Here is an 11,815-nt window from a genome sequence, read left to right as displayed (position 1 = left end):
GCACGGCCGCTGCCGCCGGTATCGCGAGCAGAACCGCACGTGCCGCGTCCGCGACCCACATCGTGCGCCGACGGTCCCAGCGGTCTACCAGTGCACCGCCGAGCACCCCGAACAGCAGCCACGGCAGCGTCCCGGCGGCCGTGACGACGGCGAGCGCCATCGGATCGCGCGTCAACGTCAACGCGAGCAGCGGCAGCGCGGCATGCGTCACGCCGTCGCCGAGTGAGGACACCGTCTGCGCAGTCCACAGCCGCCCGAACCCGGTCGGCAACGTCCCTGCATATTCGGTCACTTGGCATTCCCCTCTGCCTGGTCGCGTGGTGCCGGGTGGAAAAGTGCGAAGACGAGTGACGCGTCCGGCAGCGACGGATCGGACAGCTCCCGGTACTCATCCGCCAGTGCCTGCAACCTTTCCCCCAACTCCGTGAACTGCTCTCCGGTCAGCCTCAGATGCGCCATCCGTACGTGCCGCTCGGCATTGACCGGCGCCGCCTCCAGATCCGCCACCGCATGGCGCATCAGCATGTCCGGGCCTCCCTCGCCCGGATCCGGCAGCACGATCGCCCGCGCCGCCATCGCGTAGTACCGCTCGGTGACCCCCCGCACCTTGCGCGTCCGCACCACCTTCACCAGGCCGGCCCGCTCCAGCAGCCGCACGTGATAGCTGGAACTCCCCTTCGCGAGGCCCACGAGTGCGGCGATCTGCGTAATCGTCGCGGGCTCGAAGCGGAGCACGGCCATGATCCGGTGGCGGGTGAGATTGGAGACGGCGCGTAGCTGTTCGTCAGTGGTGACGTGGAACGTCTCGGGGAGATCATCGGCAGGCATGCGCGCAATAGTCAACGTTTCTTGACCATTGCGCAAGGGGGTTGCCTTTGGTCTTGCCACCGCCGAAGCAACCGTGCTGGTCGCAGCCATCAATGAGTGGCTGCGACCCCGCGGCCGCAGCAGCCTTCGGTTAACCCTTTGCCGAGGAGCCGATAGACCCGCTACGTTCTCCCAGCCGTCCATGGTGATCCGGATCGGCCCTGTCGACGAGGAGGTGTGGAGCACATGCGCAGGAGTGCCCAGCAGTTGAGCCCGCGTCCTGACCTTTGCCGCCTCCTCACGACGGAGACACCTTGTCGCTCCGCATCACCCCACTGACCGACCCCGCTCACGGGACTCACAGCCGACGCCTTGCATGGTTGGCGTCTGACGCCGATGCCAACCCTGTCGGGACGGCCTTTCTGCGCCTGTTCGATGGCGGACAAGCGCACTTGGCCGAACTGACCCTCCATGTTCATCCCGTGGAGCGCCGCAAGGGCGTCGGCTCCCAGCTCCTCGACACGGCCGTGGCCGTCGCCCGGGACAGCACCCGACGCTGCGTCGTAGCGCAGACCGGGGCCGGATCGCCCGGCAACCACTTCCTGCCGGCCCGAGGCTTCCGCAAGGTCCTCACCCTGAGGTACTCCCGCCTGCCCCTGGCCGATGTGGACATCCCCTCCCTGGCAGAGATCATTGAGCGTCCGCATCCCGGCTACCGGCTGGCGTCCTGGCAGGGAACCGTCCCCGACGATCTCGCCCAGACCTTCGCCGACTCGCGTCGCGCCATGGACGACATGCCCATGGAGGACACCGACCACGGCACCACGACCTGGGACGTGGACCGGGTTCGGGCTGCGGCGAAGGCCGTCGAACAGCGCGGCGACCACCTGCACACCGTCGTCGCTATCGACACCTCCAACGGCTCGATCGCCGGGTTCACCGAACTCGTCGTGCCCGGCGGCGGCACAGGCGATGCCCAGCACTACGGCACCGGCGTGCTGCCTGGGCACCGCGGACACGGCCTCGGCCGCTGGATGAAAGCCGAGTCGATCCGCCAAGCCAAGGGGCGCTATCCGGACCTCGGAGGCCTCCTGACCGACACCGCCGACAGCAACACGCACATGAGACACATCAGCGACAGCCTCGGCTACCTGCCCACGCACACGACACTGCAGTATCAGCTCGACCTGTAGAGGCGAGCGGACGGGCCGGACCTGGGAAACACTTCGTCCGGCCCGTCGGCACTCTCACAAGAGGCCTTAGCGGAGCGGCGACTCCGGCACGGCACAGGCAAGTCCTGTCTGCTGATCGCTCCAGGGCCGAGACACAGGCTCTTACGGTTCGACGATGTGCCGAAGGTAGGCGTTGGGGTTGGCGAGGTAGCGGCGCCAGTGGTCCACGATGCCAAGCTCCTGCCAGGCGACCCTGCGCATGCCGTGCTCGCCGACCTCGATGATGTCCGCTCCGGGCAGGGCGGTGAGCAGCGGGGAGTGCGTGGCGCAGATGACCTGACCGCCCTCCTTGGACAACCGGTCGATGTGTCCGATCAACTCCAGACACGAAGAGAACGACAGCGCTGCCTCCGGCTCATCGAGGACGTAGAGCCCGGCGTGCAGGAACTTCCCGCGGAAGGCGGCGAGGAATCCTTCGCCATGGCTGACGGAGTCCGGCGAGAACCCCTCCCTGCCCAGGGCGTCCAGCGCGGTCTCGGCCCGCAGGAAGAATCCCTTGCGCGCCGACCAACTGGTGGCCATGCGTCGTCCTCGCGCGGCGGCGTCGAATTTCATCCGCGCACCGAGCACCGACTTCTCCCGCGAAGACGCGTAGCGCCAGTCATGGGAGCCGCCGTAGGAGTCCAGACCGAATCCCTCCGCCAGCGCCTCGACCACCGTTGACTTCCCCGAACCGTTCTCGCCGACCAGGAAGGTCACCGGCGCGGCGAAACGCAGTCCTTCGTTCAGCAACTGCCGGACGCAGGGCAACGACCAAGGCCACTTCTCCTCGTCGTCGTTCGAGGAGAGATGCGCATAAGCGCGTTCGACGATCACTCCACCAGTGTCACCCACAGGCCGGGCTGCGACCGGTCGTGCGGCCGTTGCGATACGTGCTTGCCACGGAATGGACCAAAGCCACCGGCGCCTGGCCTGGTACCCGGTCGACACCGCCCCGCTGTCCGCGCGGCGCGACGCGCAGCCCGCGGTTGCGGGCCCGGCTACAAACCGACCAACCCCAGCGGTGGTCTGCTGCACGTGGTTCCTTCGCCATGCACGACCACGGCAAGGGGCTGGAGGCGGTCCCCGCTGCTCCTTCCGCCTCACGTCCCGAGCCGCTCTCAGCCGGTCCCGGCCGCTCTCGGCCCGGTCTCGGGCCACCGCCTTCCTGCGGTGTCCCGAGACCCTGGCAGGCCGGGCGCGCTCCTGCGGCCACGGTCCGCGACCGGGACGAGGGGTGCCCGCCACGGGCGTTACGGCTGGAGGACGACCTGGTCCACGGTCCAGAAGGCGCTGTTGGTGCCGGTGTAGCGGAAGCGCAATTGCGCGGTGGTGGCGCCGGCCGGGACCTGCACGGTGAGGTGCTCGACGGTATTGGAGTTCGAGCGGTAGGACTTGACGAGCTGGGGTGCGCCGCCGTCGAAGGAGATATGGACGTCACCGGTCTGCGGGCCGTCGACCACATAGTTGCTCGCATAACTCAGGGCTGCCGTGGCCGCACCGTGCAGCTGGTACACGGGACTGACCAGCGTCGAATCGAACGGACCCGTCCCGTGGGCCTTGTCGTCCCACTCGTCGGAATCCGCGACGGCGAAGACGTTGCGCGCCCGAACGTTGGTCTCGCGCCCCTGGCCCAGCTGCGCGGCCGTCCAGAACTCGTCGGTGGCGAACGACCAGCCGCGCCATTCGGTCACGCCGCCGGTCGGCATCGCGGAGTTGTCGATGCTCCAGCCGGCGGGCGGCTGGCGGGTGTAGCCCTTGGTGGCGGCCGGAATGCCGGTCTCGTCGGTGCGGGTCTGCAGCGCGCCGCGGCGCGTGTCGAACGCGTCCGGGGTGATCTCGTCGATCGGCTTTCCGTCCAGGCCCCAGGCGGGGTTGATGACGACCCCCTCGTGCTTGAGGACGGTCGGCGCGATGTCGACGAGCTTGACGTCGTAGCGAGTCGAGCCCGGGGTGAAGCCGGAGCCGTCGGCGATCACGAACGTCTGCCTTTCCGCGGCGGTGTTCCCACCATGACCGCCGGCGTCCGTGTGGCCGTGGTCGGTGGTCAGGACGATCAGCCAGTTCTCCTGGGCGTACGTCGGACGGGACCGCACGGCGTTCACGACCTGCCTGACGAGGGCGTCGGCCTGGTGAATGGCGTCCAGGTACGCCTGGCTGCCTCCACCGGAGGAGTGGCCTGCCTCGTCGACCTCGTCGAAGTGCAGGAACGTGCTGTCGGGGTTGCCGTGCGCCAGGTAGTCAGCCGCATCCGACGCGGTCTTGACGTCGTTCTCGCTCTCCGGGATGCGCAGGTCCGTCCTGCTGGAGAAAATCGTGTCGGCGACGGGGTTCCACGAGGCGGCGACCAAGGTGGAGGCGGCCGGGGTGGCGGTCTCCAGGCGGGTGGCCATGTCGGGGTAGGCGTCGTAGTGGGAGCCGGCGAAGGTGTTGTCCTTGACGCCGTGCTTGTCCGGCCACACGCCCGTCGCGATCGTCGACCACCCGGGGCCGGAGACCGTGGGGGACAGCGGGTTGGCGTAGAGGTTGCTGGTGGCCGTCATGCCGCCAGCCGCCAGCGCCTTGATATTCGGAGCATCGGCCTTGAGCAGCTTGTCGTAGCGCGTGCCGTCGACACCGATGACGAGGGACTTCGCCGTCTTGGTGCCATCCGGCAGCCCCTTGTACGCGCTCGCGGACGCGGTGACGCCCGGCGCCTGGGCGTGGGCTGCGGCCAACGGGGGCACCAGCGTGGCGGCCACCGTCGCGGCGGCTATCGCGATCCGGACCGGTCGGGACATGGGCATGAGGACTCCTGATGGGAGGCGCAACGAGGTTGGCAGCGGGGCGATCGGCTGCGGTGGACGTAGCGACCCTCCAGCACGCGGGGAAGCGCCAGGGCGCTCTGCGACTGCCCGGATGTGAACAGCATCCGAATTATGGACTAGACCCGTTATCAATCGGTGATATTACGTCTGGGTTGGCCGGGCCGGCACGGCTCACCCGGCCGCCCGCGTCCGCACCATCGGGACAGCCGGCGTCAGTTTCTCGGCCGGCCCACCCAGCAGGCCGGCACCAACTTCCAGAGAGCGGGCAGTTCGTTCTGCCCACTGCCTCCCAGCCGCTGCCCAAGCGCTGGGCGCGTACGCGGCGACTCCGAATCGATGTGCAGGGGAAGGCCGTTCACGGATTCGCGCGCTGACTCCGTGGCCAACTTTCCATGAAGTCCCGGCAGGACTGTGGCAGGGGGCCGCTACCGGCTGGTAATACGTAGGGGCGCGGAGCGGCCGCGCGACCCGGCACAGCCCACCGTCAGGAGACCTGTCCATGAGCGCTCACAGCAGACGCCAGTTCCTCACCGGTGCGGCTGCCACTGCGGCGGCAGCCGCCCTGAGCCTGATGGACGCGCCGTACGCGTCGGCCGCCGCTCGGGACCGGGCTGTTGCCCTCAGCGCCGCACGAGCGGTCGATATCGAGGGCAGTACGCTCGCCCAGGTCGCGGCTACGACCGGTACCGGAACATACAAGAGGCTGGTGGCGGGGCCGGGTTGGCCGCTGGTGGTGCGTGCCGAGCTGTCCGCCGGCGCGGCCGGGCGGGACACCACGCGCACGGGGTTGGCCTCCTTCGTGCAGTTCACCGACCTGCACCTGGCCGACACCGAGTCCCCGGTGCGCTTCGAGTACCTGGCGCAGTACATCGGCTCCGCCTACCGCCCGCACGAGGCGCTCACCGCGCGCGGCGCGGCCTCCCTCGTCGACCGCGTCAACTCCCTTCCCGGCGGCCCCTACACGGGCCTGCCGTTCTCGCTGGTGATGGCGACCGGGGACAACACCGACAACCATGAGCGGGTCGAACTCGACTGGTACCTGTCGGTGATGAGCGGCGGTGCGATCACCCCGAACACCGGCGACACCTCGCGGTACGAGGGCGTGCAGAACTCGGGCTCCTCGCTGTACTGGAACCCCGAGTCCTCGTTCCAGGACGACTACAAGGCGGTCGGCTTCCCCCAGGTGCCCGGCTTCCTGTCGGCAGCCGGGCGGCCCTTCACCGCAAGCGGGCTGCGCACTCCCTGGTACAGCACCGTCGGCAACCACGACGACAGCATCGAAGGTACGCTGCCGGACCTGGGGTTGCTGAACTCGCTCTACACCGGCGGCCGCAAGATCGAGGGCGTGGACGACGCCACCGCGGCCAAGCTCGCCGGCGCACTCCAGCACGACCCGGCCTCCGCGGTCGTGCTGCTGCTGCAACTCCTCAAGGGCGGCGCCCCCGTCCGGCACGTGACTGCCGACGGCCGGCGTGCCCCGTTCACTCCCCAGCAGTTCGCGCAGGCGCACCTCAACTCCGCGTACACCGGCCCCGGCCCGTACGGCCACGGCTTCACCTCCGCGGCGGCCGCCAGCGGCAAGCTCTACTACACCTTCCCGATCTCCGACGGCGTGCGCGGCATCAGCCTGGACACCACCAATCGCGCCGGCTGGGCCGACGGCTCCATCGGCTCGGCCCAGCTGAAGTGGCTGGAGGCGGTCCTCCAGTCGTCCAGCACCCACTGGTACGACAGGGACGGCCACGTCGTACGCCGAGGCTCCCAGGACCAGCTGGTCGTCCTGTTCAGCCACCACACCAGCACCACCATGGGCAATACCCTGCCGGACCCGTACAACATCCTGGACGGCCGGCACACCGGTGGCGAACTGGTCGCGCTCCTGCAGCGCTACCCGAACGTCGTCGCGTGGGTGAACGGCCACACCCACGCCAACCGCATCACCCCGCACGGCCACGCCGTTCCCGAGCGGGCCTTCTGGGAGATCAACACCGCCTCTCACGTGGACTTCCCCCAGCACGCCCGTCTCATCGAGATCGCCGACAACCACGACGGCACCCTGTCGCTGTTCACCACCCTCGTGGAGTCCGCCGCCCCCTACGCCACCGACTACACCTCATCCGCCGAGCCCGATCTCGCGGCCCTCTACCGCGAGCTGTCCGTCAACGACCCCTACGCCGCACCCGCCGCCAAGCTGGGTGGCTCCGCCGACCACAACACCGAACTGCTGCTGGCCAAGCCGGGCGCCTGACGGGGATCCCGTAAACGGGCGGGGGAGCTGGTGCCCTGGATGCCCCACGTGCCCGACAAGGGGCTGCGTGTTCCCCCAGCGCCCATCCGGCCCGGCCGAACGTCGAAGCGCGCCCGATGTGACGGGGAGTGCGGGTCAGCCGCCCTGACCGGCGCTTCCGATCGGGCCGACCTTCACCGGAGAGCCGGAGCCGTCCGTGACGGGCAGCGTGGCGGCGCCCGGCCAGGCGAGACTGACCGTCTCCGTCTCGTTCGGCGGGGTCACCAGCAGCCCCGTGATGCGGACGCCGGAGCCGCCCGACTTGTTGATCGGGTAGTTGATGCCGAAAGCCACCGATTTCCCGTTCTTCAGGGTCATCGAGCCGGCCTTCTCGCCGGTGCGCTTCGCGGGCAGAGACCCGGCGCTGGTCTTCAGGTCGACTCCCGCGTACCCGGAGAGCGTGCAGTCCCGGCCACCGTGGTTCTTGAACTGCACCGCGACGGTGCCATCGGGGTCGCCGTCGATGGTGCTGTCGATCGCCGTGATCGCGAGCTCGTCGGTGCGGCACCTGCCCGCCGTGCCGTTCTTGTCGGAGCCGGTCCCGGCGGCCGTACCCGGCCCGGTGGAGTTCTTCCCACCAGCATCGTTCCCGCCGCTCTGGCCGGAGTTGCTCGAGCCCGCAGCGCTGCTCGAGGACGACGCGCTGGGTGCGAACGACGCCTGGCTCTGGTCCGTGCCGTCGGCGTCGCTCTGGCATGCCGTGAGCGAGAGTCCTGCGGCAACGGCCAGAACGGCGAAGGTGAGCTGGTGAACGCGCATCGTTTTGTCCTCGGTGTGGGTTGGCAGTACGGGCCGCCCGGTACGAATCGGTACGAGCGAGCGTTTCCGATCACCAAGAGTCGTCCAACCCAGCGAGCCGTTCCGCCCAACTGCGCGCCAGTGCGATGCTGTTACACACAGCCCGACCCCACGCGCATGGCCACCGCACGCATCCCGCCACCGCCGCACCTCTACCGTTCCGCCCCCCAGGGCAGGATCCAGCGCTCGCACACGGTCCGCCGCACGAAGCCGGGGTACGCGGCCAACCGGGTGGCCCGATCGTTCCGTACCGCTCGCGACCGCCGCCCGCCGGGACAGAGCTGTAACCCGGTGGATCTTGACCACCACCAGATGCGTGCCCTGCTGAACCCGCCGCGCCCGTTCCCCGGCCCGCGATGAAACGCCCTCCCGGGTAGAGGCGCCTACGGTGGGAGCCGTATGGCTCGAACCCCGGCCATGGCCTGACCGGACGGCCGGTACACCCTTCCGTCCGCCCTATCCTGGCCGTTCGTCCATAGGAATGCAGAGGTGGGGAACGTGATCGTTCCGGCATTGCTCGGGCTCCTGGTGCTTGTCGCCGGCGGCGGATGCGTCTGCGTGGTGTGGGCCGCTCGCGGTGGGCCACGGTGGGTCCGTGCCGTGGCGTCCGTGACACTCGCCGCGGGCGAAGTGCTGCGCCGCTCCGACAAACACGGGCGTCGGGGCCTGAAGGGGACCTCCGGCGAGGAGTGAGCCCTGCTGTCGGCGAAGCGTCAGCCGAAGGCACTCCCCCACGCACTCGGGCGGGCAGCGCGGGCAGCGCGATGCACCGTCATGGCGCTCAGTCCGGGTCATCGTGGTCGGGGGTCGTCGTGGCCCGTACGCACAGGGCGGGAAGCCTGGGGCAGCACGCGGTCCAGCCACCACAGGAGGGCGATGAACAGCAGTGTTACGACCGCCACGAGGGCCACGTTGCGTAGCGCGACCGGATAGCCCTTCAGGTTGACGTCGAGGAAGGGGTAGGGATACCAGTCCGTGACGGCCCCGTGGGCCAGGGTGTAGGCGATCCAGGCCAGCGGCCAGACCAAGGACCAGGCGAGGGTGGCGGGATCGAGCCGGTTGCGGGGGCCGAAGACGAGCCAGCCGAGCACCGCCGCGGGCGGCGCGATGTAGTGGAACGCGATGGTGCAGGCCAGAGCCCACCCCGTCAGATGGACCTTTGAGGCCAGCACCGTGGCGAAGACCAGGCCGGTGACCGCGATGCCCAGTACTGCGTCCAGGCGTAGAACTCGCAGGACGATGCCGTCGCGTGCGGGCGCCAGGGCCACGAACGCACTGGAGGCCATGACCAGGAGGTTGGACTGAATGGTGAAATAGCTCAGCAGCCGCACCAACCGGGTCCAGACGCCCACCTGCGTGCCGGACTCACCGGAGTTGGCGTCCGCTCCTCCGGTCAGGACCAGCACCACCTGGACCAGGAACGCGCACGCGATCATCACGGCCAACGCCTGATGCCAGGCACACGACCACTGTGCGCGCCGGCCGCTGCTCAGCTCGTGGTGCGGATCCGCCTTCGTCGCCGGCCCGGCGGTCACCGCCCGGCCCCCGCCCGGCGCCGGCCCATGGCCCGCGGGTGCGGCGTCAGCCCGCCGCCGGGCGCCCCCAGGTCCTGGACGGTGATCGGGATCCCGCCCGGCAACGTGATCTCCGGTTCGTCAGCGGAAATCTCCTGGGTGGCTCCGCTGTGGACTGCCCGCACCTGCCGAACACGGGATTCGTTCATGGCCTGATCCTCGTACCCGGGCACCAGCGGCACCGGTTGGCGCGCGCACCACTGACCCGAATGACGGACGGCCGCCCGTTCACGGGTCGTGGCCCGCGAACCCCGGCCGGGAGATCCGGCCGGGGTCAGGCTCACGGATTTCCGCGGGTCAGCCGAGCTGGAGGACGCTCATCGTGCGGTCGGCCATGCGCTGTTCTCCCAGTGCGTTGGGGTGTACGGGCACGATGCCCTGCCCGAACAGGAGCGGCTCGATCCACCGGGTGCCGACGGCCTTGCAGGCGTCGTGTCCTTCGGAGGCTTGGGTGAAGTCCACGTAGGTGGCCCCGGTCTCCTGGGCCGCGCGCTTGATGACGTCGTTGAGGTGCGCCTGGATGGCATGCACGTACGGCACGTCGCCGGAGGCGAGCGGGAGCTTGGCGAAGCAGGACGGGTCGGCGGTGGCCGGGGTGATCCAGGGGTAGCCCAGGGCGGCCACGTGCGCGGCGGGCGACTTGGCGCGGATGTTCTGCAGGGACGTGACGAGTGCGGGATAGGTGTTCGTTTCGATCTGGTCGTCGAAGGAGGTGCCGTTCTGGTCCTTGCAGGGGCTGCCCTTGCCGCCGCTGAGGATGCCCGCGGTGCCGCACGTGAGCATGGCGTTGACGAAGGTGTTGTTGTCGTTGCCACCCATGGTGAAGGTCACCAGGTCGGTGTCGGCGCTCAGCGCGTCCAGTTGGGGGGCCACTCCCGGGTACTGAGATCCGGTGAAGTCCTTGGTCTGGGCGGCGCCGCAGGTCACGTCCTTGAGGTGGGCACCCGTCGCGGAGGCCAGGACGTGGGGGTAGTTCGCGGTGGAGCGCAAACACAGCAGGTTGGTGACGTCGACGGGCGTGACCCCCGAGGCGGCGCTGTAGCTGTCGCCGAGGGCCACGTACTCCAGGGGCGACGTGGCGTGAGCGGTGGCGCCGGTGAAACCGACGGCCAGCGCACTCGCCAGAACTGACGCGGTCATGACATGTCGAGGCTTGGGCATGTGCTCTCTCTTCTCACGAGCGGTGGGGGCGGGGGCCCGGCCGCATCAAAGGCGGCCGGGCTTCACGAGAAAGAAGCGGCTCGAGCAGACTGCGGACGACAGCGCGGGCGACTGCCGGCGTACGCGCCGACGATCAGGGAGTACCGGGCGCAGGGTTACCGCGGAGTACTACCGATAGGTAATGTGGTGCACCGCCGCCCGGGGGTCAACGGTGTGGACGGCGGTTTTCGGACGCCTTCGCCGCCGGCGCCCCGCGACGACCCCTCCGACCCCCGGAGCAGCCAGCCTCCCCGCCGCGCGCGCACGCCGCTACGTACGACCCGGACGCCACCGATCCCCTCCCCTCCCTCCGCCGCCAGGCGACCTGCCCATAGGTCCTGGACCGCTGAGCGGAACAGGACGCGACAACCGCAGCCCGGTCGTCAACAGTTGCTGCGCAGAGGGGGCACAGCGACGAACAGGTCCGCCGGTGCCCCTTCGACGGAACAGCACGGAGCAGTCCCGACCAGCCGACATTGATGAGCCGTCAGGTTGCTCAAGACCCGTACGGCCCCTGACAAGGAGACCACCTTGCGAAGCTTGAAACTGGCACGAGCCGCCGCTGTGACCGTGGCGAGCACCGCCCTGATCCTGGGCGGTGTCAGCGCCGCGAGCGCCGCCCCGGCACATACCGCGACCTCCTCCTCCGGTGTCACCCCGCACGCTGCCGGAGCGACCCTGACCAGCGCGTCGATCAGCTTCTTCACGCTCGATGACAACAAGGATTTCGACACCCTTCTGACCATCCAGGTGCGGACCGCCGGGGGCACGGTCGTCGCGTCCAAGACCGCGTTCTTCGGAGAGTTCCGCGACCAGTCCAGCACGACGATTCCCCTGCCGATCCGGTCGGGCATCAGCTGGGACGCACTGCAGGGCGGCAACCTGCGGCTCACCATTCAGCCGAACGGGCACGACACCTGGAAGTTCGGCTATGAACTCGATCTGAACTTCTCCGACGGGGACTTCGTCCCGACGACCGAGAGCCGCCTGTCGCTCAGCGAGAGCAACAAGGTCTTCACGGACCCCCTGCAGTTCTGACGGTCCCTCCGCTCAGCGAAAAGCCATCACATCAAGGCCGTGCGGGTCCGTGCTCGTCGAGCAGCGCGGATCCGCACGGCGATGCCGTCCCCG

The 11,815-nt window shown here is 69.3% G+C and carries 12 protein-coding genes; 4 read left to right on the top strand and 8 right to left on the bottom strand.

The genetic code is table 11. The annotated features are described in order from the left end of the window. A partial coding sequence (locus O3X23_RS43015; protein WP_269280572.1) for an MFS transporter occupies window positions 1-271 on the bottom strand: 271 nt, incomplete at its 3' end. Window positions 272-288: 17 nt separating this feature from the next. Then, a complete protein-coding gene (locus O3X23_RS43010) occupies window positions 289-828 on the bottom strand; it encodes an ArsR/SmtB family transcription factor (RefSeq protein ID WP_269280569.1) in 540 nt (179 codons plus the stop codon). A 293-nt stretch (window positions 829-1,121) separates the two neighbouring features. On the opposite strand from O3X23_RS43010, the gene O3X23_RS43005 reads away from it, so the two are divergent. Then, the gene (locus O3X23_RS43005) at window positions 1,122-2,000 is read left to right on the top strand and encodes a GNAT family N-acetyltransferase (RefSeq protein ID WP_269280567.1); all 879 of its coding nucleotides are present in this window, start codon (window positions 1,122-1,124) and stop codon (window positions 1,998-2,000) included. A 141-nt stretch (window positions 2,001-2,141) separates the two neighbouring features. Here the strand turns inward: O3X23_RS43005 and O3X23_RS43000 are convergent, their stop codons facing one another. Further along, a complete protein-coding gene (locus tag O3X23_RS43000; protein ID WP_269280564.1) occupies window positions 2,142-2,855 on the bottom strand; it encodes an AAA family ATPase in 714 nt (237 codons plus the stop codon). Window positions 2,856-3,271: 416 nt separating this feature from the next. Further along, on the bottom strand, window positions 3,272-4,798 hold the full coding sequence (locus O3X23_RS42995; RefSeq protein WP_269280561.1) for an alkaline phosphatase family protein: 1,527 nt from the start codon (window positions 4,796-4,798) through the stop codon (window positions 3,272-3,274). A gap of 526 nt (window positions 4,799-5,324) precedes the next feature. On the opposite strand from O3X23_RS42995, the gene O3X23_RS42990 reads away from it, so the two are divergent. Continuing rightward, window positions 5,325-7,073, top strand: coding sequence for a TIGR03767 family metallophosphoesterase (locus O3X23_RS42990; RefSeq protein ID WP_269280558.1), 1,749 nt, complete (start codon window positions 5,325-5,327; stop codon window positions 7,071-7,073). A gap of 135 nt (window positions 7,074-7,208) precedes the next feature. On the opposite strand, the gene O3X23_RS42985 is transcribed toward O3X23_RS42990, so the two are convergent. Then, entirely contained in the window at window positions 7,209-7,871 is a 663-nt protein-coding gene (locus O3X23_RS42985; RefSeq protein WP_269280555.1) for a DUF4232 domain-containing protein, read from the bottom strand. A 156-nt stretch (window positions 7,872-8,027) separates the two neighbouring features. Between O3X23_RS42985 and O3X23_RS42980 the strand changes: the two genes are divergently transcribed. Beyond that, window positions 8,028-8,270, top strand: a complete 243-nt coding sequence (locus O3X23_RS42980) for a hypothetical protein (RefSeq protein ID WP_269280553.1) — start codon at window positions 8,028-8,030, stop codon at window positions 8,268-8,270. A 431-nt stretch (window positions 8,271-8,701) separates the two neighbouring features. Here O3X23_RS42980 and O3X23_RS42970 read toward each other — a convergent pair whose 3' ends face one another. The 3 genes from O3X23_RS42970 to O3X23_RS42960 all read right to left on the bottom strand — a co-directional run bounded on the left by O3X23_RS42970 (window position 8,702) and on the right by O3X23_RS42960 (window position 10,645). Beyond that, window positions 8,702-9,445, bottom strand: coding sequence for a Pr6Pr family membrane protein (locus O3X23_RS42970; RefSeq protein ID WP_269280549.1), 744 nt, complete (start codon window positions 9,443-9,445; stop codon window positions 8,702-8,704). Then, window positions 9,442-9,633: a hypothetical protein gene (locus O3X23_RS42965; RefSeq protein ID WP_269280547.1), complete on the bottom strand. Its 192-nt coding sequence runs from the start codon at window positions 9,631-9,633 to the stop codon at window positions 9,442-9,444. Before O3X23_RS42965 ends, O3X23_RS42970 begins: the two co-directional genes overlap by 4 nt. A gap of 148 nt (window positions 9,634-9,781) precedes the next feature. After that, a complete protein-coding gene (locus O3X23_RS42960; protein ID WP_269280545.1) occupies window positions 9,782-10,645 on the bottom strand; it encodes an SGNH/GDSL hydrolase family protein in 864 nt (287 codons plus the stop codon). A 570-nt stretch (window positions 10,646-11,215) separates the two neighbouring features. Here O3X23_RS42960 and O3X23_RS42955 point away from each other — a divergent pair. Beyond that, a complete protein-coding gene (locus tag O3X23_RS42955) occupies window positions 11,216-11,722 on the top strand; it encodes a hypothetical protein (protein WP_269280542.1) in 507 nt (168 codons plus the stop codon). Window positions 11,723-11,815: the final 93 nt, after the last annotated feature.

It is taken from the genome of Streptomyces sp. H39-S7 (assembly GCF_027158205.1).
GTDB lineage: Bacteria > Actinomycetota > Actinomycetes > Streptomycetales > Streptomycetaceae > Actinacidiphila.
This window is presented reverse-complemented; position numbering and strand designations above follow the sequence as displayed.